A 26,987-nucleotide genomic window follows, 5' to 3' on the forward strand; every position below is an offset into this window, starting at 1 on the left:
GTGCGTGAAGCTGCAAGAGCGACCCCTGACCGGGACGGAGTCTGCGAACCCGTACGAGCGAGTGCAGTGACCTCGATCATCCGTCACCGATAGGCATGGGGGACGGCGGCAGCGCGCTTCGGCGTCGCGCACTGCCGCCGTCACCGGCCCATGTGAGGGGCCGGTCCCGCCACCGTCGCCCTCCGCGCCGATGACGGTGTCGAGCGGGTCACTCAGCTCGGGAGGACCCATTTCTGGTTGGCGCCGGTGCCGCAGGTCCACAGGTGCAGCCTGGTGCGGTCGGCGGAGGACACGCCCTCCGCGTCGAGGCACTTGCCGGACTGCGGATTGCGCAAGGTCCCATCGACCGCCGCGGCCCACTTCTGCGCCCCGGAACCGTTGCAGCCGTAGAGCTGGACCTTGGTCCCGTTCGCCGTACCACCCCCACTGACGTCCATGCACCTACCGAGCGACCGCAGCGTGCCATCCGTACCGACCGTCCACTTCTGCGCAGCCGTCTGATTGCACGTGTACAGCTGGATCTGCGTCCCGTCCGCCACCACACCGCCAGCGACATCGACACACTTGCCACCGATACCCGTGACAGCACCCTCCCGAGGCCCGGTCGCACCGCCGAGTTCCTTGATCCGGACGTTGCGGATGGACACGTCGTCGCCGTCCCCGTGGTTCTGCAGGCCGATATGGCCCTGCCGGAGGCTGCGGACGGGGTCGGTGTTGGTGAAGTCGTTGATCCGGCGGCCGTTGAGGAAGACCTGGACGCGCTCACCCTCGACCCGGATCTCATACGTGTTCCACTCCCCCGGCGGGTTCAGGGCCGCGTCACGGGCGGCCAGGTCGGCGGACTTGAAGCCGTACACGGAGCCCGTGGTGCGGTCGGGGGTGTCGGTGGCGTCGATCTGGATCTCGTAGCCGTTGTTGACGGCCGACCAGGGGTCGTCGGACGCGGGGAAGCCCACGAAGACACCGGAGTTGTCGTCGTCGGCCTGGCGCCAGTCGAGCTTCAGGGAGTACGAGGTGTACTCCTTCGCCTCGTACCAGAGGAGGCCGAGGCCGCCGCGGGAGGTCAAGGTGGCGTCGGATTCCGCGAACGAGCCCGGACCGGCCTGTTGCCAGCCGGTGGTTCCCGAGCTCCCGTAGAGCGTGGTGTAGCCGGTCTCCGGACGGCAGTCGGCCTCGGTCAGTTCGGCCGCCCAGCGAATGCCGCCGAGCAGATGCCGGCGGAACGCCGGGTCACCGTACGAGTCCTCGGTGTGACCGCCACCGGTGTAGAAGGCGCGACCGCCGGCGTAGTCCTTGCACCAGGCGATGGGGTGGTCACCGCTCATGCTGCCGCCGCTGTAGCTGGACTCGTCGAGGGAAGCAAGCACATGGGCCGACATGCGTGGATTGGTGCGGTAGTTGTACCACTCGTCCGTCCGCTGCCAGGTCGGGCCGAGATGGGCGGTGGCGTCATGGGCCCGGTCCTCCACCTTGACGGCGGCGGGCTGGACGGCCGGGTGCGACTGGAACAGGGCGCCGGCCAGGCCCGCGTACCAGCTCCAGTCGTATTCGGTGTCGGCCGCCGCGTGGACGCCGACATAGCCGCCGCCGGCTGCCAGGTATCCCTCGAAGGCGGTCTGCTGGGTGGCGTTGAGGACGTCACCTGTGGTGGAGAGGAAGACGACGGCCTCGTATCCGGCGAGGTTCGACGGAGTGAAGGCGGCCGCGTCCTCGGTCGCGGTGACCGTGAAGCTGTTGGCCGCGCCCAGCTCGCGCAGGGCGGTGATGCCTTCGTCGATGGAGGAGTGGCGGAAACCGACGGTCCTGGAGAAGACCAGCACGTCGTACGCGGGGTCAGCAGCGACGGCCGCCTTCGCCGGGGCGGATAACGAGCGGTCGAGGGCAGCGGGCTCGGGGGCGGCGGTCGCGACCGCCGCAGGCAGAGCAGCGACGCCGAGCAGACCCGATGCGGCCCAGCAGGCGAGGCGTCCGAGAGGTCGGACCGTTCTTCGGCTCATGGCAGGATCCACTTCTGGTTGGCGCCGGTGCCGCAGGTCCACAGGTGCAGCCTGGTCCGGTCGGCGGAGGACACGCCCTCCGCGTCGAGGCACTTGCCGGACTGCGGATTGCGGAGGGTTCCGTCAGCCCCCGGGGTCCACTTCTGCGCCCCGGAGCCATTGCAGCCGTAGAGCTGGACCTTGGTCCCGTTCGCCGTACCACCCCCACTGACGTCCATGCACTTACCGAGCGACCGCAGCGAGCTGTCCGTACCGACCGTCCACTTCTGCGCAGCCGTCTGATTGCACGTGTACAGCTGGATCTGCGTCCCGTCGGCCGTCGCACCGCCAGCGACATCGACACACTTGCCACCGATACCCGTGACAGCACCCTCCCGAGGCCCGGTCGCACCGGCGGTCGTGACGGTGAACTCGTCGACGTCGAAGAGGGATCCGCTCCCGCCCTTGAAGACAAGGTGGAGCGTGGTGGTGCCGGCCGGGCGGTTGCTCAGGTTCGTGGAGACGTCCTGGAACGTCTCCCAGCTTCCCGTGACGGGGACGGCCACGGAACCGAGCAGAGTGCCGGTGGGCGACCCGGCGCGTACTTCGAGCGTGCCGCCGGCTCCGGCGGAGGCGACGCGGGCGGTCAGCTTGGTGGCATCGTCCAGCGCGTAGGGCTTGAAGGAGATCCAGTCGCCGTTCTCGATGTTCCCGACGGTCTTGCCGCCGTGGGCCGCGTCATGGCTGACGACGGACACACCGGCGGAGCCTCCGTAGTGCTCGGCCTGGCGGTGGCTGGGCTGGCTGATGTGCTCGTCGTGGCTGGTCAGGGCGGGCTGCCCGTTCGCGCCCTTGTCTGTGTACTCGGCGTCCCAGACCCCGAAGATGTTGGCGTTGGGGTCGTGCTCGCCGTCGGCGATGGTCTGTACGGTGCCGGAGCAGCCGGTCGCCGAGGTCTGCGGGTGGCCGTGGCTGTCGTGGCCGATGATGAAGGTGACCTTGACCTTCGAGCAGTCGATGGTGCCGTCCTCGGGGTCGGTGACGGTCACCTTGAACGGCACCGCGGCGCCCGGGTCGACGATCTTGCCGTCGACGGGCAGTTCCAGCTTCACCGTGGGCGCGGTGTTGCCCACGGTCACGGTGACGGAGGCGGTCGCGGTCCGGCCGGTGCCGTCGGAGACGGTCAGCTCCGCGGTGTACTGACCGTTGGCGGTGAAGGTGTGCGCGGGGCTGGCCGCGGTAGAGGTGCCGCCGTCACCGAACTTCCAGGCGTAGGACAGCGGGTCGCCGTCGGGGTCGGAGGTTCCCGCCGAGGAGAACTGCACGACGAACGGGGATCTGCCGGAGGTGCGGTCGGCCGAGGCCTGGGCGAGCGGAGACCGGCCGCCGCTGACGTTCTCGATGCGGTAGACCGCGCTGTTCTCGTCCCCGTTGAAGTACCCGGTGCCGTAGTCGAGCACGTACAGCGCACCGTCGGGACCGAAGGCCATGTCCATGACCTGGGTGCCCTGCCAGGGGAAGGCGTTGATGGACTGTACGGTGCCGTCGCCGGCCTGCTCGATGCGCTTGATCCACTTACGGCCGAACTCGCCCGCGAAGAAGTCCCCGTCGAAGCTCTCGGGGAACTTGACCTCGGAGGTCAATGCCGCGTCGTAGTGGTAGACCGGGCCGCCCATGGGTGACTCCGAGCCGCTGCCGAACTCCGGGACCGAGCCGCCGTCGTACGGGATCCAGGCGGGCTGGACCGGAGGGAGGTCGGTCAGGCCGGTGTTGTTCGGCGAGGTGTTCTTGGGCCCCGAGCAGGAGAACGCGGAGCCGGACGTCGAGGTGGCGAAGTCGTAGTCGACGTACGCGTTGTTCTTGCCGGTGCAGTAGGGCCAGCCGAAGTTGCCGGCCTTGGTGATCCGGTTGAACTCGACCTGCCCGGCGGGCCCGCGGGTGGCGCTTGCGGTGCCGGCGTCGGGGCCGTAGTCACCCAGGTAGACCGTGCCGGTGGGCTTGTCGACGGTCATCCGGAAGGGGTTGCGAAAGCCCATGGCGTAGATCTCGGGCCGGGTCTTGGCGGTGCCGGGGGCGAAGAGGTTGCCCGCCGGTACGGAGTAGCTTCCGTCGGCGTTGACCTTGATCCGGAGGACCTTGCCGCGCAGGTCGTTGGTGTTGCCGGCCGAGCGCTGGGCGTCGTAGGCGGGGTTGCGGGTGGGCCGCTCGTCGATCGGGGTGTAGCCGTCGGAGGCGAAGGGATTGCTGTCGTCCCCGGTGGAGAGGTAGAGGTTGCCCTGGGCGTCGAAGTCGATGTCGCCGCCGACGTGGCAGCACAGCCCACGGCTCGCGGGGACGTCCAGGACCTTCTTCTCGCTGGCGGCGTCCAGGGTGCCGTCCGCCTTCAGGACGAACCGGGAGAGCCGGTTGACGCCGTCGAAGGGGGCGAAGTCGGCTGCCGAGCCGTCCGCGGGGGCGTCGCCGGAGGGAGTGGTGAGCTTCGGGGCGTAGTAGAGGTAGACGAAGCGGTTCGTGGTGAAGGCGGGGTCGACGCCGACACCCTGGAGGCCCTCCTCGTCGTGCGAGTAGACGTCCAGCTTGCCGGCGACCTTGGTGGTGCCGGCCGCGTCGGTGAGGCGCAGGGTTCCATCCCGCGAGGTGTGCAGGACCGACCGGTTCGGCAGGACGGCGAGGGTCATCGGCTCGCCGGTCTCGGCCACCCCTTTGGCGAGGGTGACCTGCTGGAACTCGGGTGCTGCCGGGGCCGCTTCGGCCTGGTTCTGCTGGACGGTGAGGGCGCCCGCGGCAGCCAGCAGGGTGCCGGCGAGCGCCGCGAGGGGCCGGGTGAGTCTCCTGTGCACGCGCGTCCTCCGTAAGTCAACGGGGCTGGGGGGTGTCGCACAGGCGCGCGCCGTCGCGCCGGGGACACGGACGCCCTGGGAGGGAGGGTGTCGGGCGAGCGCGTCCTTGTTATCCGGTACTGAGCAGGAAGGTAATGGCTTTTTCATCAGCCAGAAACCCCTTTGACGCCACAGGCTCCAACTTTTATCTGCGGAGGGACAAAGTGCAGGCGTTCTGACGCATGCCTCAACTCCCTTATACGGGCCCGTGGTTCGGTGGCACGGAGTAGCGAGGTGGGCAGCGACACCAAGCAACTGCCTTATGAAAGCGCGTGGTTCAGGTGGCCCGCACACGGACGTGCGGACCAGGAAGACCTGAGAGAGGACCTGGCCCGGAGGACGCCATGGCCGGCCGCGTGACGATCGCCGAGGCCGAGGAAGTGGTGGAACCGGGAACCCTGACCCCGGACGGCTTGCCGTTCGCCTGTTGCGGGGTGAGGGCCGCGACGCGCTGGACGCGCCTCAACTGGACCACGTGGGACCGCATACAACGCCGTCCACAACCTGTGGCAGGCGGGACCGTCGGCTCGCAGCCGGCGCAACACAGCAACGATCCCAGGACCTGCGTAAACCAAGATCCGGAATTCGGTCCGGCCGGCCTCACAGCACCGCCGCCACTCAGCCCCGCGACCTGGAACGGTCGAGTTCTCCACCTGGCCGCAACTGCGCCGAGGCACCTGGCCCCACGGCCCTCCCGGCAGGGTGTACACGGCCACCTGTCCGTAGTCCGTGAGTTGCTGCCGCTGAACCACCAGCGCACTCCGAACTCACCGGCCGTGGACAGCTCCTCTCACTGTGACAGGCGACGGCGGCTTGGCCGGGCCGCAACACCACCATGCGGCGGCGAGGCTCAGCGCACACGCCCCCGCGGCTTCAAGGGCACAGGGGGCAACGCCGGAGCCGGGAGCGGCGCACCGTCGCAGCCGCGCACGTCTCGCCCCCGTACGAATCGCCCGCGCTGGATGCCTGATCAGAGAGTGGCGAGTATGGCTGTCTCCTTCACCGGATCGATCCCGTGCTCATCCCACCGAGGGCGAGGGATGGGGCTGCCCTTGCTCTGCATCGGGCCCAGGTATCGGCGACGGTGTCCGGCGGGGGCCGGCAGCGAAGCCCTGCGGCGGTGGCCCGGCTCGCATCCACAGACCAGACGCCCTCATGCGTGTGTCAGAGCGGGAGTTCGGTCCACTACTTCACACCGTGCGCAGATCCTGAGCCTCACGAATGCAATCGACATCAGGAGCACGAAGGCGTGCAATGTCTACCCGACATCGGGCAGTCCGGCCAGGCGCAGCGCGTACCGCAGATCCTGGCTGCACCCAGCGGACACCTGCCGCGCCGCTGCAAGGAGTGGGGGTATCAGAAGCAAATCCATCCGGGCCAGGGCGATGAAGTCCTCGCGCCGGCGCGTAGTGAGGACATCTCTCAGAACTCCGTCGCGCAACTCCGACTGCTCATTGAGTGCCGCGACCAGGGTCGCGATGTCCTTCAAGGCACGGCCTGATGCCTGGCGCAGCAACCCCGCCGCATGATCCCGGTAGCCACCGCCGTCCAAGGCCTGCGCCGCATCGGCCAGTGCCAATGGGGGCAGGGAAGCCGCCTCCCATAGCAAGACGGTCGTTTCCGATCCCCGCGCGCCCGATTCCAGCGCTCTGACCAGCAACGGCAGGCGGGCGGCTTCCCCTTCGACCGCTTCGCACAGCAGTTCATGGGCCCTGCCGCCCTCATCCTGGACGCGCAAGACCTCTAACTGGGCTGCGATCTGCTGCGCTTCGCGGGTCCAGACGGCTTGCTGCTGTGCCCGCGCCGCGGCCTGGGCAGCCCCGGCAGCGGCGCGCTCCTCGGACAGTTCGGCCTCCATGGACAGAGCGGCAGTCCCGAAAGCCAACGCGGAGAGAGAGGATCCTGCCAGGCGCCTCGCCCGGCGCATCGTTCCCTCCGGCCGGGGCACTGCATCAGGCGCGCTTCCCAACGGTCCGACCTCCATGCTCTCCGCCCGTTCGCCAACAGCACCGGGGGCAGGGAAGTACACCGACCTGTACTCAGCGAGTGAGCGGCGGCGGACGGTGTACTCCTCGTACCGGGACTGGGCGCTGGCGAACTCCGCGCGAGCCCAGGCCAGCTCGTCCCGGCTCATGTGTTCCTGACGCGAGCGGCCGGCGACCTCTGCTCGCTCGCTCTCGGCTTGAGCCACCCGCCCTGCCAGATACCGCTCCGCGTCCAACCGGGCGTCCCAGGCCGTCACCGCTTGCGCGTGCAACTCCCTGGCTTGCTTCCGCGCCGGAGCATCGACCCCGTACCGGCGCTCGTAGTCACCCAGCAGCAGCGTCACCGTCTCCCATGCCGGAAGATCACGGCCTTCGAGGCAGGCCCGCAGCCTGTCCGTGTCGCGTACGGCCAGAACAGCCAGCCACCCGTCTTCAGCGGGCAACAGGGAAGCGATCCAGCGTAAATGGGATACGAACGCGTTGAACGCGGGAACTTCACCAGGGGATGCCATACCGCCTCCGAACAAGGGATCAGTACCGTCGGCCGCCAACCACGGCCTCACGGATGCAGGGCAAGTTCACAGCGCAACCGGCACCGCTCGCTGGGCATGCCGGGCCCCGCCACACCCGGACACCACACGTATCGAGCGGACGCCCGCAGCAAGGGCTTGGCACGGACGGCTCGGCCCGGGAATCGGGCAACGTACCCGCAACTGGCTGACTGCAGCCCTCGAATACCTCGCGGGTCACCTGAAACAGGAGACCGGATCAGCCAGATCGCCGCAGCATGCCGGCCTCCACACTGGCGGGACGGATCGCCCCTGTCATGGGCTGACACCGAGCAACCGCTCGACGACATGGAGACCGTCGACACCAGAGCCGCATCTTCCTCGCACTCGACTCGCTCGCGTCGCCGCAACCATCGGCCCTCCTCAAGCGTCTCGACTCGCCAGGGTTCCGGCATGCCAACCAGCGCCGGAGGCGCCTGACATCCGGCAACCTGCATCCGGACGTCTATTAACGCGCTTCACGTACGCGCGTTAGTACCTAATGGCACGCTCCGATCCGCTGACAAGGGCGCGGGCGTCACGAACGTGCAACGACACGGACAGCGACCGAGTGCCGCCAACCCGGACTGCGCACCACATGCCCGGCGACGCAACTCCTCAAAAGACGCCCTGCAAGGCGACTCACGGCCACAGCGCAGCGTCGCACGCGTCTCGTTACGCAAGCGTTACAGGCCAGTGTCTTGCTGTCCTCATACCGCCTGGTGTTCCTTACTAACGCGCGATACCAACGCGCGTTACCAACAGAGGGTCTTCCCTGCAGACTCGCGTCGGGCCTGTGGTGTCCGGCCTGACGCGGCCCAGCAACTCAAAGGAACTGCCATGCACGAAGAAGCGATCGCACCCGCTGTGGCGGCGGGGTTGACCCTGGAAGAGAAGGCTGCCCTGCTCTCAGGTGAGGGAGCCTGGGAGACGACGGCCATTCCGCGACTCGGGATCCGCTCGATCGTTCTCACCGATGGCCCGCATGGCGTACGCAAGCTCGCCCCGGACGCCGAGGCTTTCCGCTTCCGAAGCAGCCTGCCCGCTACCTGTTTCCCCACGGCCGCAGCCCTCGGATCCTCATGGGACGCGGACCTGCTGCACTCGGTGGGCGAGGCGCTCGGGCGGGAGGCCCGCACAGCCGGTGTGTCAGTTCTGCTCGGCCCCGGGATCAACATCAAGCGTTCGCCCCTGTGCGGGCGGAACTTCGAGTACCTCTCGGAAGATCCTGTCGTCAGCGGTCACCTCGGGGCAGCACTGGTGCGCGGCGTTCAGAGCACGGGGGTGGGCTCCTCGGTCAAGCACTTCGCTGCGAACAACCAGGAGACCGAGCGCATGCGGGTCAGCGCCGACGTGGATGAACGCACGCTGAGAGAGATCTACTTGGCAGGCTTCGAGCACGTGGTCACCGCGGCAGCGCCATGGACGGTGATGGCCGCATACAACCGGATCAACGGCGTTCCCGCCGCTCACAACCACTGGCTGCTCACGGACGTACTGCGGGGCGAATGGAATTTCGACGGCCTGGTCATGTCCGACTGGGGTGCGGTGTCGGACCCCGAAGCCTCCGTCACAGCCGGGCTCGACCTGGAGATGCCCGCGAACGCCGCCAGCGCTGCCCGGTTGGTTGATGCCGTCCGAACCGGGCGGATCGAGGAGGCCGTACTCGACCGAGCCGTCGCCCGTCTTCTCACTCTCGTCGCCCGTACTGCGGGCACCACCGACTCCGTGTCGCCCGTCGATCCGGAAACCCACCACGCTCTGGCCCGACGTGCCGCGGCGGAGTCGGCGGTCCTGCTCAAGAACCAGGATTCCCTGCTCCCGCTGGATCCTGACGCCAGGATGACAGTGGCCGTGGTGGGAGAGTTTGCACGGACTCCCCGTTTCCAGGGCGCCGGCAGTTCCTGGGTCAATCCCACCCAGGTCGACAGTGCCCTCGACGCCCTGACCGCCGCCGCGGGAGAGCACCTGGACGTGTCGTTCGCGGCCGGGTTCACTCTCGCCGGCGAGCCCGACGAAGCGCTGCTGGCCGAGGCCGTGGCCGCGTCCGCAAGCGCCGGTATCGCCGTCGTCTTTCTCGGGTTGCCCGAGGGCGAGGAATCGGAAGGGTTCGACCGGACGCACCTTCATCTGCCCGACGTACAGGTCCGGCTCCTGGAGGAGGTAGCCCGCGTCAACTCCCACGTGGTCGTCGTGCTGGCCAACGGAGGGGTCGTGCAGACGGCGGCCTGGCAGCACCACGCCAAGGCCATCCTGGAAGGGTGGCTGAACGGGCAAGCCGGCGGGGCCGCTGTGGCCGACCTTCTCTTCGGCCGGGTCAATCCCTCGGGCCGACTCGCCGAAACCGTTCCCCTGAGGCTGCAGGACACCCCCTCCTACCTCAACTTTCCCGGCTCCGAGGGAGTCGTCCCTTACGGCGAGCGCCTCTATGTCGGATACCGCTACTACGACACCGTCGACATGCCGGTCGGCTACCCCTTCGGACACGGCCTCTCCTACACCACCTTCTCCTACTCCGATCTGCACACAGAGGTGCTGGGCGAGAACGAAGAAGGGGTGGCGGTGCGGCTGCGGCTGACCTTGGCCAACACCGGTCCGGTCATCGGCAAGGAAGTCGTACAGGTCTACGTCGGTGATGTCGACGCCTCCGTCGACCGACCGCTGCGCGAGCTCAAGGCCTTCCAGAAGGTCGAGCTCGCGCCCGGACAGCAGACGACGGTCACCTTCGACCTGTCCGCCCGTGACCTCTCCTTTTACAGCCCCACGCTCCATCGCTGGGTCCTCGAGAGCGGCGACTTCCACGTCTCGGTCGGCTCCTCGTCCCGCGACCTGCGCCTCACCGCCACCGTGCCGGTCACGGCACCCCCGGTCGTCCGCCCGTTGGGGATGGCCTCGTCCGTCGGGGAGTGGCTGGCACACCCAGAAGGTGCGCCACTCCTGCGGGACCTCTTGAACACCACGAAGGGCTCGGCTCTCGGAACCGACCCGGAGATCTCCCGGATGATCGAGTCCCTGCCACTCGAGCGGCTCCTCGCCATGAGCGCGGGCCGCATGGACGCGGCACCTCTGAGCCGGCTCACGGAGTGGGCAACGGTCCCCGCCCCGTAGTTCCGGCAGCCCTCGCAAAAACTGCCTCGTATCCTCCTGGAAGGCCACCCATGTCCGACGCCAAGATTGCCCCCGCTACGAGAGAAGAGGGACCTAGCGGCTTCACCGGGCGCTACGTCCTGATCCTGATCTCGTTGCTGCTGAGCGTGCAGCTCCTGCCGATCATGGGGTTGCTCTCCGGCAACGCCCAGTCCGAGATCGCCATCCATTTCGGAACGACCAGGATCGCCTGGTTCACCCTGATCACCGCACTCGTGGGAACCTTCGTTCTGCCGTTCGCGGCCAAGGCCGCCGGACTCTACGGCAAGAAGCGGGTCATGGTCATCGCCACCGCGCTCGGCCTGGTCGGCGACGTCATCGCGGCGATGTCCACGAGCTACGACATGCTCCTCCTGGGACGTGGCATAGCCGGCCTCTACACGGTAGCCATGCCGCTCGCCTACGCCATGGCTCGTGACGTGTTCCCCCGACGCCTGGTCGGACCGGCCAGCGGTGTCCTAGGAGGCGGCGTGGGTCTGGTAGCCCTGGTCGGCCCGTTCCTCTCGGGCTACCTTCTCGACCACCACGGTTTCCGCGGCTCGCTGTGGTTCATGGCTGTCGCCACTGCGGTGAACCTGCTGCTCCTCCTCGTCTTCGTGCCCGAGAGCCCGGTCCGTGAGGACGGGGGCCGGATGGACTGGCTCGGCGGTCTGCTGTTGGGCGGTGGGCTCACCTCCATCGTCTACGCGATCGGCGAAGGCTCGCACTGGGGCTGGACCAGCGGCAAGCTGTGTGCCTTCGTCGGCCTGGGACTGGTGGCACTGATCGCCTTCTTCCTCGTCCAGCGTCGTGTCGCCAGCCCGCTCCTCCCACTGTCGCTCCTGACGCAGCGCAAGGTGTGGACGGTCTTCCTGGCCACCTCCGTGGCCGCCGGCGCCGTCTACTCGGTGGGCGTGGTCATGCAGCTTCTCGCGCTGATGCCGCAGATCCCCGGTCTCTCCGACGGCCTGGGCTGGTCGGCCACGAAGAATGCCCAGGTAACCGCCCCCATGAGCATCATCATCCTCGTGATGGCCGTGGTCACCGGTACCCTCGCCCGCCGCATCGACACACGCCTCCTGCTGGGCATAGGAGGGGCCTTCACCGCGGTCGGATACGGGCTCGGCTCACAGATCCACCACTCGGTGAGCGACATCGTCACCTTCGGCCTCGTGGCAGGTGTCGGCATGGGCATCATCGTCTCGATCATTCCCATCATGGTCATCGGCGCGGTGGGGCCCAAGGACCAAGCCGTGGCGAACGGTGCTCAGAACCTGCTCCAGAGCGTGGCTCAGGTGATCGTCACGCAGATCGCCTTCGTGATCATGTCCCAGAACGGCAAGGTCATGAAGGGTACGCAGTTCTATGTCGATTCCGGCTTCACCAACGCCTTCTGGCTGATCTCCGCTGTCGGCGCGGTGGGAGCTCTCCTCGTGTTGCTGATCCCCAAGGTCAAGAAGCTCGACGAAGCGGAAGTCGGGCAGGCAGCCCTGTGACCCGCGACCACCGGCCGCCTCCGCGACCGGAGGCAGCCGGTGGTCGTGCAGCGTTCGTCGACCCAACTCGTTTCGAGGAAATCTAATGATCCGCGCTTCTTTCAACAGCGACTGGCAGTGGCGGCGCAAGGTGAACCCGTTCGCCGAACTGTCGGGTGAGACCGCTGTCTACCAGCCGGTGAGGCTGCCTCATGACGCGATGCTCGCGCAGGGGCGTGCCGCTCCGTCCGGGCAGGTCACGATGTCGGGTGGAGCGGGTGCCTACTTCTCCGGCGGAACGTGGGAGTACCACAAGACGTTCTTCGTACCGGAAGACCACCGGGGCAAGCGCATCGTCATCGAGTTCGAAGGCGTCTACCGTGACGCCACGGTCCACATCAACGGGGCCTACGCAGGCCAGCGCCCTTTCGGCTACTCCCACTTCCGCATAGACGCCGACCCCTTTCTGCGGTTCGGTGAGGACAACGAGATCCGTGTCGAGGCACGGAGCCACCAGGACTCCCGTTGGTACACCGGCGCGGGAATCTACCGTGACACCTGGATGCTCATCGGTGACCTGGTCCGCGTCCGGCCCTACGGCGTGCGCGTCACCACACCGGACATCGACCGGGAACGCGCGGTGGTCGAGGTCGAGACCACCATCGAGAACGACTCCATCGCGATGCGAACCCTCGATGTCGTCACCGAGGTGCGCGACACGGCCGGGACGGTCGTCGCTGTGGACGCCTCGAGGATCACCGTCCTGCCGAACGAACCCGCCACCGTCCGCCAACGCCTCTACGTCAGTGACCCGTCCCTGTGGAGCCCGCAGTCCCCCGCCCTCTACGCGGCCGAGGTGGCGCTGACGGACGAAAGCGGCGAGGTGGACACAGAGTCGGCCGAATTCGGGATCCGGTCGCTGCGCCTCGATCCCCAGCACGGGCTTCGCCTCAACGGCGAAACCGTCAAGCTGCGCGGCGCCTGCATCCACCATGACAACGGGATCCTCGGCGCCGCCACCTTCGCCCGTGCCGAGGAGCGGCGCGTGCGGATACTCAGGGACGCGGGATTCAACGCACTCCGCATGTCCCACCACCCCATGAGCAGGGCCATGCTGGACGCGTGTGACCGTCTCGGCATGCTCGTCGTGGACGAGGCGTTCGACGTATGGACGTCCGGTAAGAACGAGTTCGACTACAGCCTGAACTTCCCCGAGTGGTGGGAACGCGACATCGAAGCCATGGTCACCAAGGACTTCAACCACCCCAGTGTCATCCTGTATTCGATCGGCAACGAGATACCCGAGGTGGGGTCGCCGGCCGGAGCCGCCTGGGGACGCAAGCTCGCGGACAAGGTACGCGCCCTCGACGACACCCGCTTCGTCACCAATGCCATCAACGGCATGCTCACGGTCCTGTCCGATCTGATCGCCATGAGAAACCGGACACCGGAAGCGGTGCAGGAGGACACCGGCATCAACACCTTCATGAGCGATACCGCGGACATGATGGACAGGATCAGTTCGTCCGAACTCGTCTCCCAGCGGACAGCCGAGGCCTTCGCGGCTCTGGATGTCGCCGGCATGAACTACGCCGAAGGCCGCTACGCCCTCGACAAGGGCCTCTTCCCCAACCGCATCATCCTCGGCACGGAGACCTTCCCGACCCGCATCGACGGCAACTGGACGCTCGTGAAGCAGCACGGCCACGTCATCGGCGACTTCACGTGGGCCGGCTGGGACTATCTCGGCGAGGTCGGCATCGGACACCCCCAGTACCTCACCGCCGACGACCCGCGGCCCACGCACACGGCGCCGTACCCCTACCTGGTGGCAGGCTGTGGCGACATCGACATCACCGGGCACCGTCGGCCTGCCTCCTACTACCGGGAGATCGTCTTCGGCCTCCGCGCGCGGCCCTACATCGCGGTCCGGAAGCCGCAGCACCACGGCAAGGTCTTCGCCGGGGGACCGTGGACGTGGAGCGACTCGATCTCGTCCTGGACGTGGCCCGGTTTCGACGAAGCCCCTGTCACCGTCGAGGTCTACAGTGACGCCGAAGAGGTCGAACTGCTCGTCAACGGCCGTAGCCTCGGGCGCCGTCCGGTGGGTGAGGACCACCGCTTCCGCACCGAGTTCGAAACCGCCTACGAACCGGGTGAGATCGTCGCGATCGCCTATCTCGACGGCGTCGAGACCGGACGCCACACCCTTCGGTCCGCCGACGGACCGGTCCAGCTGCGTGCCTCGGTCGAGCATGCCACTGCCGACGGGGACGACCTCGCCTACGTCGAACTCACTCTGACGGCCCCGGACGGGACGTGTCACCCTGCTGCCGACCGGACGGTGAGCCTGGACATCTCGGGAACGGGTGTCCTCGCCGGGTTCGGAAACGCCGACCCGTCCACCGAGGCGCGTTTCGACTCCGTCGAAGGCAGCACCTATGAAGGTCGCGCGCTTGTGATCCTGCGGCCCACCGCACCGGGCAGGATCCGGCTCGTCGCCACGGCGGCCGACTGTGAGCCGGTCGAGGTGCTCATCCCTGTCGAGTAGCCCACCGCTCCCCCTCGGGAAGCAGACCCACCCACTCATCCAGCAGGAACGGCTCCATGATCGACCGAGAGTCACTCGTCCGCCGTCACACCATCGAGATCACCCGGGCAGACCCCTCAACCGCTCTGACCGTCGGGAACGGCGACTTCGCCTTCACCGCCGACATCACCGGAATGCAGTCCTTCGTCTCCTTCCACGATCAGAGCGCGGCGGCGGCCGAGAAGCGCCTCGCTCTGAATACCGCCACCATGTCCACCTGGGGCTGGCACTCGATGCCCAACCCCGACAACTTCGTCCTGGCAGACGCGATGTCCACCTACGAAACCGCCCGCGGACCGGTGGAGTATCCGGACAGGTTCGACATGACGAGCACGTTCGGAGGTGACGTCCCCGAGAAGTTCCGTGCCGGGAGCTGGCTCCACATGAACCCTCAACGGTTCGACCTGGGGCGCATAGGCCTCGTCCTTCGACCGACACCGGACGGTCCGCCTGAGGACGATCCTTCCGCGCTGACCAACACCCACCAGCGACTCGACCTGTGGACCGGTGTGCTCACCAGCACGTTCGAGTACGCCGGGCACCACGTGCGTGTCCGGACGGTCGCGGATGCCCACCATGCCCGGGTCGCCTTCCGCATCGAATCGGCCCTGCTCGCCACCGGTCAGCTCAGTGTCGTCGCGCGCTTCCCCTACGCCAGCGACAACTTCTACAGGACCTCGGACTGGACGCGACCGCAGCGTCACACCACCACCCTGCGTCTCCTTGACGACCGCTCCTGCCTGCTCGCCCGGGCTCTCGACGACACCGAGTACTCCGTACGCCTCGACTGGTCCGAGGGCCACATCATTACCTCCGACGGGCCGCATGAATGCGCGCTGGCCACGTCCGCATCGACACTCGACGTCGTCGCCGGCTTCACACCCGGGGGCGACGACGCAAGCACCCGAGGTTCCTTCGAGGCGGTCCACCGCTCATCGGTGGACCGGTGGCGGGACTTCTGGACATCGGGAGCCGCGATCGACTTCACCGGAAGCGCCGACCCCCGGGCCGCCGAGCTCGAAAGGCGAGTCGTCCTGTCGCAGTACCTGACCGCCGTTAACTGCGCCGGCACTCTCCCGCCGCAGGAAACCGGCCTGATCACGAACTCCTGGCAGGGAAAGTTCCACCTGGAGATGCACTGGTGGCATGCGGCCCATTTCGCCGCGTGGGGCCGACCTGACCTCCTCCGGCGCAGCATGGGCTGGTACCTGTCCATCCTGGACTCGGCCCGTGCGACCGCACTGCGCCAGCACTACGCCGGCGCTCGTTGGCCCAAGCACGTCGGTCCGGACGGCCGTGAAAGCCCCTCGGACATCGGCTCCCTGCTCATCTGGCAGCAGCCGCACCCCCTGTATCTCCTCGAACTGCTCTACCGCTGCCTCGCTGGTGCCGAACGAGAGAAGTTGGTGCGGGAGTTCGCCGAACTCGTCGAAGAGACCGCGCTGTTCATGGTGTCCTTCACCGAGGAGGCCGACGGCGTGCACCACCTCCCTGCGCCGCTCGTGCCGGCGCAGGAGTTCTACGACCCCAGGACGACGAAGGACCCCACCTTCGAGCTGGCCTATTGGTGGTGGGGCCTGGAAATCGCCCAGTCGTGGCGCGAACGCCTGGGTCTCGACCGGGACCCACAGTGGCGGCGCGTCCAGGACGGCCTGGCGACGCCTCATCAGAAGGACGGCGTCTACTCGGCTGTCGCGAGTGAACCGTACCTGCGCCGGGACGATCATCCCTCCATGCTGTGCGCACTCGGAGTCGTACCCGCCACGCCTCTCATCGATCCCATCACGATGGAAACGACCTTGCTCGACGTCCGTGCCAACTGGGAGTGGAACAGCGCGTGGGGATGGGACTTCCCTGTCATGGCGATGACCGCCACACGCATCGGTCGACCCGACCTGGCGGTGGACGCGCTGCTCATGGAAGCCGGAAAGAACCGGTACCTGCCGACCGGTCACAGCCCGCAGATCGGCAGCATGCTGCCTGTCTACCTCCCCGCCAACGGCGGACTGCTCGCCGCGGTCTCACTCATGGCGGCGGGCTGGGACGGATCGGACACCGAGTGTCCCGGCTTCCCCAAGGACGGTGGCTGGACGGTGCACCACGAGGGCTTCACCGTATGGCCGTGAGGCCCCGCGCTCGCTGCTGAGCGACTGCGGCTTCCCGCGCCGCCCACGGCGCCGAACGGGCGTGATCGCCGATGACTGCGCCCCTGTGCCGGAACACTTCCGGCACAGGGGCGGCTTCGATCGCGCGCCTGACGCGAGGCCGGCCGGCCGAGCCGGAGTCGTCAGGCTTTGACGAGCCCGCTCTGGTAGGCGATGACGACGAGCTGCGCGCGGTCGCGCGCATGGAGCTTCATCATGGCGCGCTGGATGTGACTTCGTACGGTCAAGGGGCTGAGGAAGAGTTCGTCGGCGATCTCGGTGTTGGACTTGCCGTAAGCGGCCAGCGCCATCATTTCCCGTTCACGGTCGGTCAGGGCGTTCAGGCCGTCCGAAGGGACGAGGCCGTTCTCGGGTTCCGGAGCGGCGAGGAAACGTGTAATGAGCGCGCGGGTCGCGAGGGGGGAGAGAAGCGAGTCGCCGGCCGCCACGGTGCGGATGCCGGCCAGCAGTACGTCGGCGGTGACGTCCTTGCCAAGGAAGCCACTGGCGCCGGCCCGGAGCGCTTGGGCGACATGCTCGTCGTTCTCGAACGTGGTGAGGATGAGGACCCGGGTATCCGCCAGGTCGGGATCGGCGCAGATGGTGGCGGTCGCGGCCAGGCCGTCGACTCCCGGCATGCGGATGTCCATCAGGACAACGTCAGGGTGGTGTGCGCGTGTCCGGTCAACCGCTTCGCTCCCGTCGGCTGCTTCGCCGATGACGCTCATGTCCGGGACGGAGTCGATCAGGACCCGGAAGGTGGCACGCAGAAGCGCCTGGTCGTCGACGAGCAGGACACGGATGGTCGTCATGTGGCTCATTCTCTCTCGGACCGCCGGCGGTGCAGCGGCAGCGTGCAGGTGACCTCGAAGCCACCTTCCGGGCGGGGCGCGGCAGAGAGGGTCCCGCCGGCGGATTGGGCTCGCTCGTGCATACCGACCAGGCCGAAGCCGCCACCGGTGGCGGGCGCGATCGTGACAGTGCCCCCCTCGTTGCTGACGATCAGTGTCAGCCGGTCCACTGAGTAGATGAGCCGTACGTGTGCCGCCCCGGCGGCGGAGTGTTTGGTGACATTGGTCAGCGCTTCCTGCACGATGCGATACGCGCTCAGGTCGCCCCCGGGCGGCAGAGGGCACGGGTCTCCCTCGACGCTGGTGGTGACGGTGAGACCGGCCGTGGCGAAGGCCCGGTTCAGTTCTTCGAGTTGGGCGAGGCCGGGCGCGGGGCCCAGCGGTGTGTCGGTGTCGCTGTCCTGACGCAGGAGCCCGACGGTGGCCTTCATCTCCCGCAGCGCGGCCGCGGTGGTTTCCGCCAGGCTGTCGAGCATGAGGCCCGCCTGGTCGGGCTGGGTGCGTACGAGGTGTGCCGCAGTGCCGGCCTGTGCGTTGGCCAGGGCCAGGTGATGTGCGACGACGTCATGGAGTTCGCGGGCGATACGCATACGTTCGTGCGCGACCCGGTGACGGGCCTCTTCCTCGCGGGTCTGCTCGGCGTGTTCGGCGCGGGCGTGCACGGCGGCGATATAGGCGCGGCGCAGCTGAACGGCACTGCCGAGGACAGCCGGCAGAAGAACCCATGCGATGGGGTTGACCGCGGTGAGCAGGAGTGTGAGGTGGTCGTTCCGCTGAACGAGGAGCGCCATGGCGATCAGCAATCCCATGGTGATCGCGGCGCACGTACGGGTCTTCCTGCGGTCGGTGAGCAGTCCCAGTGAATAGAGGGCTGCCATCAGCGGGGCTTGCGTCAGCGGGCTGAGCACGTACCCCTGTGCTGCCTCCGCCAGGGCGCATCCGACGGTCACGGCCAGCACCGTTCGAGGTCGCTTCCGGCGCCAGAGAAGCGCGGCGCTGGAGATCGCGGACAGCAGCACCGCGGGCCAGCTCGGAAGCTGCTCGTCGAAGCTGTGGCTGGTGAACACGCTTCCGGCAGCGGAGAACGCGAACAGCGCCAGGACCAGGGTGACGTCCACCCTGCGGGGGTGCGACTCCATGCGGCCTCGCCAAGGAGTGCTCATGATTCCCTTTCTCGCCCGCACATTCGCCTGCTGTGGGCCGAAGGTCCAAGCCGGCCGCTGTCTCGCCCATCGTCCCGTAACCGCCGTCCGGGATGCTGCTGCGGCGGGCCGCCGCAGGCGGAATCCCGTGTCCCGGCACCGGGATACCGATGCCGGGACACGGGCGGGGACGCACCGGAGAGGCAGGAGCGTCAGGAGGAAGTGCCGTCCTCGTGACACTCCGCTCTCAAGGGCGCGCGGTCACTTGTAGGCGGGTTCTCTGGTTTCGTCGTGCTGCTGATCGGTGGTGGGGCGGCTCTGAAGGGCCGCGCCCTCGATGTCGACGTTGGGCAGAATCCTCTCCAGCCGGCGCGGCAGCCACCAGGCCGCGTGGCCGAGCAGAGCGAGTGCGGCGGGCACCAGGGCCATGCGGACGACGAAGGCGTCGAAGAGCACCGCGATGGCGAGGCCGAACCCGATGGTCTTGACCATCGACTCGGGCGAGGCGACGAACGCGGAGAACACAGCGATCATGATGAGCGCGGCCGCGACGACGACGCGGGCGCTGTGACGGAACCCGGTGACGACTGCCTGGGCGGGCCTGTCACCGTGAACGTACGCCTCCCGCATGCGTGCGACGAGAAACACCTCGTAGTCCATGGCCAAGCCGAACACGATGCCCACGAGGAAGATCGGCATGAGGCTCATGATCGGCCCGGCCTGCTCGATGCCGAGGAGTTCTGCACCCCAGCCCCACTGGAAAACGGCCACGACCGATCCGAGAGCCGCCAGCACGGAGAGCAGGAAACCGAGAGCGGCCTTGACGGGGACGAGAATGGAGCGGAAGACGACGAGGAGAAGGACGAAGGCCAGCCCCACGATGATGGCCAGGTAGGGGACCAGGGCATCTTGCAGAGCTCCGGCGACGTCGATGTTCATCGCCGTACTACCCGTCACTTCGAATGTGGCGCCGGTCGCCGATTCCGTCGCGGCGCGTTCGCTCCTGATCTCATGGACGAGATCCTTCGTGGTCGCGTCGTTCGGGCCGCCGGTGGGCACCGCGGAGAAGATCGCGGTGTCGCCGGCCTCGTTGAACTGGGCGGGCGAGACCGAGACGACTCCCCGGGTGCCGCCGATCTCCTTGCTCATGGTCTCGACAGCGGCCTTGGCGTCGGGTGCGCCCTTGGCGTCCACCACGATGGTCAGCGGGCCGTTGAACCCCGCCCCGAAGCCGTCGGCGAGTGCGTCGTAGGCCCGGCGTTCGGTGGTCGAGGTGGGCTTCGCCTCGTCACCGGGCATACCCATCTGCAGGTCCATCACCGGCAGGGCGAGAGCGCCGAGGCCCGCGACACCGGCCAGCAGGACCGGCACGGGACGCCTCAGTACGAACCGCGCCCAGCGGCTTCCGCCGTTCTCCTTCGGGACGCCGCTCTCCTCCGCGGTGCCGTTGCGCTTCGCGCCGCCCTTTCGTGCGGAACGGGACAGAACGGCGTTGGGCCAGAAGGCCAGCAGCGCCGGAACCAGAGTCAGCGCGATGAGGACCGCGATGACGACGGCGCCTGCCGCCGACAGGCCCATCTTGCTGAGCATGGGAACGCCGATGACCGTGAGGCCTGCCAGCGCGATCACGACTGTCAGCCCTGCGAAGACCACAGCCGACCCTGCGGTTCCCGCGGCCAGAGCGGCTGCTTCCTGTGGATCGTGCCCCTTCGATCGTTCCTCCCGGTAGCGGGACACCACGAACAAGGCGTAGTCGATCCCGACCGCGATTCCGAGCATGCTGGCCAGGGTGCCGGTCGTCATGGACAGGCCGAATGTGCTGCCCAGGGCCAGAACGGACGCCAGACTGATGCCGACTCCGATGATCGCGGTGAGCAGCGGAAGCCCGGCAGCTGCCAATGACCCGAAGGTGATCACCAGCACCACTGCGGCGAGGGCGATGCCCACGCCTTCGGCCATGCCGCCTGCGGCCGGCTGGCTCGCCAACGCGGTTCCACCGAGTTCGACCGTCAGCCCCTTCTTCTGGGCGACGTCGATGGCGCTTTCCAGCGCGTTCTTGGTCCCGTCGGTCAGATCGGCCGCCTTCACCTTGTAGCTGACAGTCGCATACGCGGTCGAGAGGTCCTTGCTCACCGCCTTTCCCTGGAACGGGCTCACCGCATGATCGACCTGCGCACCCCCGCCGACCTCTTCCACGAGTTCGTCGATGACGGCCCGGTTGTCAGCGGCGGTGATCTTCTGACCGTCGGGGGCGACGAAGACGATCCGGGCGTTGGCGCCTTCGGAGTCGGTGCCGGGGAAGCGCTGCTCCATCAGGTCGAAGGCCTTCTGCGCCTCGATTCCGGGCATGAAGGAGCCGTCTTCCTTGGCAGCGGGCGCCACGGCCGCCGCGGCGCCGACCGCGACGAGGACCGCCGTCCACACCAGAAGAACGGACCAGCGCCGCCGAAAGGCCATATGGCCCAAGCGGTAGAGGATGGTAGCCACGAGTCAGGAATCTCCACATCTGATCTTGGGTAGATCTCAAGACTCGCTGACAGGGCCCCTGCCGGCGTCGTGCGCCTGCCGCCTCTCAGTCTGCTGAAATCGCACGAGAGCTCACGCCGCGCATCCTCCTCAGGTATGAGGCCACCACTCGCGGCCGGCCGGAAGGCCGCGGAACCCGCGCCCGAGCGACACCGGCACGACGGGCCGTTCCTGACGGCACACGGCAACCGCGTCGGGCAATTCACCCACTGCGGCAAGCCAAAGATCACGCAGGTTCACTAACGCGCGTTACTTTCATCGTCTAAGATCGGAGCCCGGCCCGATGTGGACCACCCGTACGTAACGAGAGGGCTATGACGCGACCCGCAAAGCGGACTACCAGCCAGGATGTCGCCCGTGCCGCCGGCGTCTCCCGCACCACGGTTAGTTTCGTCCTCAACGACCGTCCGGGGCTTTCGATCCCGGAGGAAACCCGACGCCGGGTCCTCGACGCAGCCAAGAACCTTGACTACCGTCCGCACGCCTCGGCGCGCGCTCTCGCGGCCGGGCGCAGTGACGTCGTCCTGCTCTCCGTCCCCGATCTGCCCATGGGCTCGGGTATCAGCCGGTTCGTCGAGGAACTGACCGCGGCCCTGGCAACGTCGGGCCTGACACTGGTCACACATCTGGCCGGCACCCACGGGCGTCCGCTCCCCGACGTGTGCGCGAGCATCGACGCCTCGGCGGTGCTCGGGTTGGAGCCATTCGACGACGAAGCCACCCAGGCGCTGCGACGCGCCGGTGCGGATGTCGTCATCCCGTCGTCACGCATGGGTCCCGTCTCTCCGACCGGCCTCATCGGCACGCTGCAGGCGGAACACCTGATCGCACGCGGACACCGGCGCATCGGGTACGCCCTGCCGGCGCAGCCCCGGTTCCGGACCATGGCACAGGAGCGACTGCAGAGCGTCATGGCCGTGTGCGCCAAGGCCGGCGTCGAGCCTCCGCTCGTCATGACCACCGACTTGGAGATCGCCGGGGGCACTCACGCCGTGACCGAGTGGACACAGCACTCCGTAACAGCCGTGTGCGCCTACAACGACGAGACCGCGATCGCCGTCCTCGCCGGGATGCGGGAGACGGGCCTTTCCGCTCCGGCGGACCTCGCGGTCATCGGGGCCGACGACATCCCCACCGCCCGCTTGGCCTCGCCCCCGCTCACGACGGTCTGTTTCGATCTTCACGAGACGGGCAAGCAGCGCGCCGAGGCAGTCGTGGCCGGGCTGGCGGGCCGCGAGTACACGCCTCCACCTGCCACAGTCGCCCCGCGCGTGGTGCAGCGCTCCTCGACCTGACGAGATGACCTGAGGCCTGGCGTGGGCACCCCACCCACACAGGCCCCTTGTCGCGCCGGCCCTCCCGTTGCGGCTCCGGGGCCGGGGCCCGCAGATGCCCGGCCTCCGCACGGAAACCGGACGCCGGCACGGTCCCGACCACGTGCGACGAGTCACCGGCCGGGGCCCGGCAACGCCCGCACGAGAACGCCCCGCTTCCGGCGCGGCGACAGACAACAAGGGCCACCGGAGGCGGGGCGGCGCGGCCCGGAACCCGAGGGCAGTCTCGTTATCAAGCCGTTTCGAGCCACCCCCTTGCCCTTCCGTATCTGACAGTACTTACTTACTAACGCGCGTTACTTCTGTGGTGTCCACGCCCGTGCAACGCCGCCGCATCGCTCGACCCCGAACCTCATGTCGACCGCCTCTGAGCTGCCCGTGGTGGCGCCAGGGGTCAGAAGGAGCACTTGAATGACCTTCCCCGATGACTTCCGGTGGGGTTCGGCTACCGCCGCTCACCAGGTCGAGGGCAACAACCTCGCCAGCGACTTCTGGGCCGTGGAGCACGTCCCCGACTCCGGCTTCGCCGAGCCCAGCGGAGACGCGTGCGATCACTACCGGCTCTACCGCCAGGACATCGCCCTGCTCAAGGAACTGGGGTTCAACAGCTACCGCTTCTCCATCGAGTGGGCGAGGGTCGAACCAGAGGACGGCGTCTTCTCCCGAGCGGCGATCGCCCACTACCGGGATGTCCTGGAGACCTGCCACGAGTTCGGGATCGCTCCGATGGTGACACTGCACCACTTCAGCAGCCCACGCTGGCTGATGCGGCTCGGCGGCTGGGAGTACGAGAAGACGCCGAACCGGTTCGCGGCCTACTGCCGGGTGGTGATGAGCGAACTCGGCTCGCTGATCCCGCACGCAGCGACGATCAACGAGGCCAACATCGCCACACTCACCCGCCAGATGATCGAAGACATGACCGGGGGGACGGGCTCGCCGGCTCCTGTGGGGGTGGAACAAGCTCCTGTCGGAGTGGGGCCGGTGCCGGCCGGCCCAACTATCGACAGTGGCGAGCCGGGCGCCGATGCGCTCGGCACGACCGCCGACAAGCGGAACTTGTTCCTGTTCACCTGGAGCGAGACGGGCATGGCTGTGGTCAAGCGCTCCCACACGATGGCGCGTCGCGCCATCAAAGAGGTGAGCCCTTCGACGCAGGTCGGCCTGACGCTCGCCCTGCAGGACTACCAGCCCGCTCCGGGTGGGGAAAAGGCCTCCGACCGGAGGTGGGCCGCTGCCTTCGAGTCCTTCCTGCCGGCGCTGGATGGCGACGACTTCCTCGGGGTGCAGAACTACAGCCGCGTACTGGTCGGTCCGGACGGGGCCCTGCCCCATCCTGAAGGAGCGGAACTCACCCAGATGGGGCACGAGTTCTACCCTCAGGCGCTGGAGAACGTCCTGCGGCGCGCGGCCTCGGCCGGCGTGCCGATGTTCGTCACCGAAAACGGCATCGCCACCGACGACGACACTCGCCGGGTAGAATTCGTACGCCTCGCTCTGCAGGGCCTGGAACGCTGCCTGGCCGACGGCATCGACGTGCGCGGCTATTACCACTGGTCCACATTTGACAACTTCGAATGGATGCTCGGGTACAAGCCGACGTTCGGGCTCATAGCGGTGGACCGCGAAACGCAGCAGCGCACAGTGAAGGACAGCGCTCGCCGGCTCGGCGAGATCGCGCGGCGGAACGCCCTGCGTTGACGCGGCGGAGCGTGCTACGGGGACGAAGCGGCGTGGTCGCACAGGTGGCCTCGAACAGGCAGCGCCCGTAGAAGGCGGGCTGGACCTGGACGACCGGAGCCCCTTCTTCGCCTCCGCTGATGTCTCCGCCTGCCGCGTGACCGCGCGGCAGGCGGAGACTCATCGAAGAGAAGACCCGCTTCAGCGGGTCACCACGGTGCGCCGCTTCAGCGGGTCACCACGGTGCGCCGCTTCAGCGGGTCACCACGGTGCGCGCCCGGAGCGGGAGTGCATCCGACGAGCCCCCGACTCGAATGTCGCGTGGGCCGGTACCGAGGGCCCACCGGCCGCGGTCCGTATCCCAGGACGACAACGTGCGGGCATCGACGGTGACCGTGACCCGGCGCGACTGCCCCGGGGCGAGACGGACCTTCTCGTAGCCGACGAGCTTGCGCACGGCCTGAGGAGCATCGATGTTCCGGCTGGGGCCCGCGTACACCTGGGCGACTTCCTGGCCGGCGCGTCTGCCGGTGTTGGTGAGGGTGAACGACACGCTCAGACCGCCTTGGCGCTGCTTGACGGCGATGTCGCGGTAGGAGAACGAGGTGTAGGACAGACCGTGGCCGAAGTCGAAGAGCGGTTTCACTCGTTGCTTGTCGTACCACTTGTAGCCGACGTGGACGCCCTCCGAGTAGGTCTCCGTGCCGCCTGTGCCAGGAAACGCCTGCGGGTCACCCGCTACCGGCGTCGCCCTCTCGCTGGTGGGAAAGGTCTGGGTCAGCTTTCCCGACGGGTTGACGTCGCCGTAGAGCAACCGGGCGGTGGCCGCGGCCCCTTCCTGGCCGGGGTAGTACATGTCGAGTACGGCGTCGACCTTCGGGAGCCAGGGCATCGTGATCGACGAACCCGTATTCAGGACCACGACCGTATGCGGATTCGCGTCGGCGACCGCGGAGATGAGTTCGTCCTGTCCGCCGGCCAGACCGAGGCCGGCCCGGTCCTTGTCCTCGGTTCCCTCGTCCTGCACGAACACGACCGGCGTCCGGACCTTCCGGGCAAGAGCGACCGCCCGGTCGCGTGCCTCGGCTGCCGCGGCCGGTGTGACCCAGGTGAGCGAGAGCGGGAACTCCGCGCCATTGGCGGCGAGTCCGAAAAGGGACAAGGTGTGGGTGCCTGCCGTCAGGTGCACGGTGGCGGTGGTGCTGCCCAGGACGCTGACGGTCGCGTTCTTGCCGTCGACGCCCAGCGATCCGTACCCGTTGGCCGCGTCAAGACGGAAGGTGTAGTCGCCCTCGGCGGGGACGGACAGGCTCGCCGTGTAGGTGAACGTGCTGTCCGTGGTGACCTTGACCGTGCCGTCCCGGTCGAACGGCGGAGCCGGACTCAGCGACGCGGCGGGTATCGCCGTGCCAGGAGCCGTCCCCGCCTCGTACCGGACCGTCGTACGCTTCCCGGCCCGCCTTGTGATCGTTTCAATGGGCGAGGCCGCGGATTCGGGGACCACGTTGGCACTGCCGCCGCCGGTGACCTTGGGGGTTTTCGCCGGTGTGCCGATGAGGGCGAGGCTGTCGTCCTCGGTGCCCAGGGGCAGGGCACCGTCGTCGTTCTTCAGCAGCACCGCGCCGGATTCCGCGACGCGTCGGGCCACCTCGGCCGCACCCTTCCGATCGCGGGGCGGGCGGGTGGCGGCGGCCCCGTCGAGGAGGCCGAAGCGCTCCATCTGGCCGAGGATGCGGGCGACGGCGTCGGTCAGCGCCGACTCGGGGATCGTTCCCGCCTGAATCGCGGCCTTGAGGTCACGGGAGAAGTAGGGGCTCTCCTGCAGACCGGCGGCGAACATGGACTGGTCGAGGCCCGCCTCGATGTCGTGGGCCGAGTGGGCGGCGCCCCAGTCGGACATCACCCAGCCCTGGAAGCCCCACTGTTCCTTGAGAATCGTGTTCAGCAGCTCGTCGCTGCCGCAGGAGTGCGCGCCGTTCACCTTGTTGTGGGCGCACATGACCGCACCCGCGCCGGCGTCGACGGCCGCCTGGTAGGCGGGGAGTTCGACCTCGCGCATCGTCTGTTCGTCGGCCCGGACATCGACCGTGGTGCGGTCGGTCTCCTGGTTGTTGAGCGCGTAGTGCTTGACCGTGGCGATCAGGCCCTGGCCTTGGATGCCCTTGACCTCTTCGCTCACCATGCGGGAGCTGAGCAGGGGATCCTCGCTGAACGTCTCGAAGTTCCGGCCCGCCTGAGGCACCCGGATGATGTTCGTCATCGGCGAGAGCAGTACGTCCTGTCCCAGGGCTCGGCCTTCCCTGCCCAGTTCCTGGCCGTAGGCGCGGGCCAGGCGGTCATCGAATGAGGAGGCCAGTGCCACCGGTGCGGGAAAGGCCGTCGCCCCGGTGTTCAGGCGGATCCCGTTCGGACCGTCGGTCAGACGCAGCGGCGGGATCCCCAGGCGCGGGACACCGGGCACGAAGCCCGCCGCACCGGTCGGCTGCGGGTCCACCGACCCGCTGACGAACGACAGCTTCTCATCGAGTGTCATGCGCGCGATCAGCGCGGTGACGCGTGACGACGGAGTGATCACTGTCCGGCTCGTAGCCGTGTCGACCGCGAGCGCGGACGGGGCGGTCAGCCCGGCCGAGGCGACCAGCGTCAAGGCCGCCGCCACGGCAGTCGCGGTGACTTGAGCACGCCGACGGCGAGCCTGGCGTTCGGCTCTGGCAGGGGGTTCGGGGAATGT

General features: G+C 68.1%; 14 protein-coding genes. 7 read left to right on the forward strand and 7 right to left on the reverse strand.

Annotated elements, in window-relative coordinates; translation table 11 throughout:
- Positions 1-212 precede the first annotated feature (212 nt).
- From OG959_RS00525 to OG959_RS00535, 3 genes are all read right to left on the reverse strand, one after another.
- The gene (locus OG959_RS00525; protein ID WP_326655916.1) at positions 213-1,997 is read right to left on the reverse strand and encodes a ThuA domain-containing protein; all 1,785 of its coding nucleotides are present in this window, start codon (positions 1,995-1,997) and stop codon (positions 213-215) included.
- Positions 1,994-4,816: a PQQ-dependent sugar dehydrogenase gene (locus OG959_RS00530; protein WP_326655918.1), complete on the reverse strand. Its 2,823-nt coding sequence runs from the start codon at positions 4,814-4,816 to the stop codon at positions 1,994-1,996. The genes OG959_RS00525 and OG959_RS00530 overlap by 4 nt, the downstream gene beginning before the upstream one ends.
- A gap of 1,297 nt (positions 4,817-6,113) precedes the next feature.
- Entirely contained in the window at positions 6,114-7,352 is a 1,239-nt protein-coding gene (locus tag OG959_RS00535; protein ID WP_326655920.1) for a hypothetical protein, read from the reverse strand.
- A gap of 876 nt (positions 7,353-8,228) precedes the next feature.
- Here OG959_RS00535 and OG959_RS00540 point away from each other — a divergent pair.
- The 4 genes from OG959_RS00540 (at position 8,229) to OG959_RS00555 (ending at position 16,705) form a co-directional block, all read left to right on the forward strand.
- Positions 8,229-10,496, forward strand: a complete 2,268-nt coding sequence (locus OG959_RS00540) for a glycoside hydrolase family 3 C-terminal domain-containing protein (protein WP_326655921.1) — start codon at positions 8,229-8,231, stop codon at positions 10,494-10,496.
- A 50-nt stretch (positions 10,497-10,546) separates the two neighbouring features.
- Positions 10,547-12,010, forward strand: a complete 1,464-nt coding sequence (locus OG959_RS00545; RefSeq protein ID WP_326655923.1) for an MFS transporter — start codon at positions 10,547-10,549, stop codon at positions 12,008-12,010.
- An 85-nt stretch (positions 12,011-12,095) separates the two neighbouring features.
- Positions 12,096-14,540 (forward strand): glycoside hydrolase family 2 protein, encoded by a 2,445-nt coding sequence (locus OG959_RS00550; protein ID WP_326655925.1) that lies wholly within the window; start codon positions 12,096-12,098, stop codon positions 14,538-14,540.
- A gap of 56 nt (positions 14,541-14,596) precedes the next feature.
- Positions 14,597-16,705 carry a hypothetical protein gene (locus OG959_RS00555; RefSeq protein ID WP_326655927.1) on the forward strand — a complete coding sequence of 703 codons (2,109 nt, stop codon included), beginning with the start codon at positions 14,597-14,599 and terminating at the stop codon, positions 16,703-16,705.
- A 161-nt stretch (positions 16,706-16,866) separates the two neighbouring features.
- Here the strand turns inward: OG959_RS00555 and OG959_RS00560 are convergent, their stop codons facing one another.
- From OG959_RS00560 to OG959_RS00570, 3 genes are all read right to left on the reverse strand, one after another.
- Positions 16,867-17,535: a response regulator transcription factor gene (locus tag OG959_RS00560; RefSeq protein WP_326655928.1), complete on the reverse strand. Its 669-nt coding sequence runs from the start codon at positions 17,533-17,535 to the stop codon at positions 16,867-16,869.
- Positions 17,536-17,540: 5 nt separating this feature from the next.
- Entirely contained in the window at positions 17,541-18,737 is a 1,197-nt protein-coding gene (locus tag OG959_RS00565; RefSeq protein WP_326655931.1) for a sensor histidine kinase, read from the reverse strand.
- Positions 18,738-18,977: 240 nt separating this feature from the next.
- Positions 18,978-21,203: an MMPL family transporter gene (locus tag OG959_RS00570; protein WP_326655932.1), complete on the reverse strand. Its 2,226-nt coding sequence runs from the start codon at positions 21,201-21,203 to the stop codon at positions 18,978-18,980.
- Between the two features lie 353 nt (positions 21,204-21,556).
- Between OG959_RS00570 and OG959_RS00575 the strand changes: the two genes are divergently transcribed.
- Positions 21,557-22,537 carry a LacI family DNA-binding transcriptional regulator gene (locus tag OG959_RS00575; RefSeq protein ID WP_326655934.1) on the forward strand — a complete coding sequence of 327 codons (981 nt, stop codon included), beginning with the start codon at positions 21,557-21,559 and terminating at the stop codon, positions 22,535-22,537.
- Between the two features lie 450 nt (positions 22,538-22,987).
- Positions 22,988-24,277 (forward strand): glycoside hydrolase family 1 protein, encoded by a 1,290-nt coding sequence (locus OG959_RS00580; RefSeq protein WP_326655937.1) that lies wholly within the window; start codon positions 22,988-22,990, stop codon positions 24,275-24,277.
- Positions 24,278-24,509: 232 nt separating this feature from the next.
- On the opposite strand, the gene OG959_RS00585 is transcribed toward OG959_RS00580, so the two are convergent.
- On the reverse strand, positions 24,510-26,789 hold the full coding sequence (locus OG959_RS00585; protein WP_326655939.1) for a glycoside hydrolase family 3 C-terminal domain-containing protein: 2,280 nt from the start codon (positions 26,787-26,789) through the stop codon (positions 24,510-24,512).
- Here OG959_RS00585 and OG959_RS00590 point away from each other — a divergent pair.
- Positions 26,788-26,934, forward strand: a complete 147-nt coding sequence (locus OG959_RS00590) for a hypothetical protein (RefSeq protein WP_326655941.1) — start codon at positions 26,788-26,790, stop codon at positions 26,932-26,934. The two genes, OG959_RS00585 and OG959_RS00590, sit on opposite strands and share 2 nt — an antisense overlap.
- The last annotated feature ends 53 nt before the right edge of the window (positions 26,935-26,987 follow it).

Source organism: Streptomyces sp. NBC_00385, from assembly GCF_035917155.1.
In the GTDB taxonomy this organism is placed as follows: domain Bacteria; phylum Actinomycetota; class Actinomycetes; order Streptomycetales; family Streptomycetaceae; genus Streptomyces; species Streptomyces poriferorum.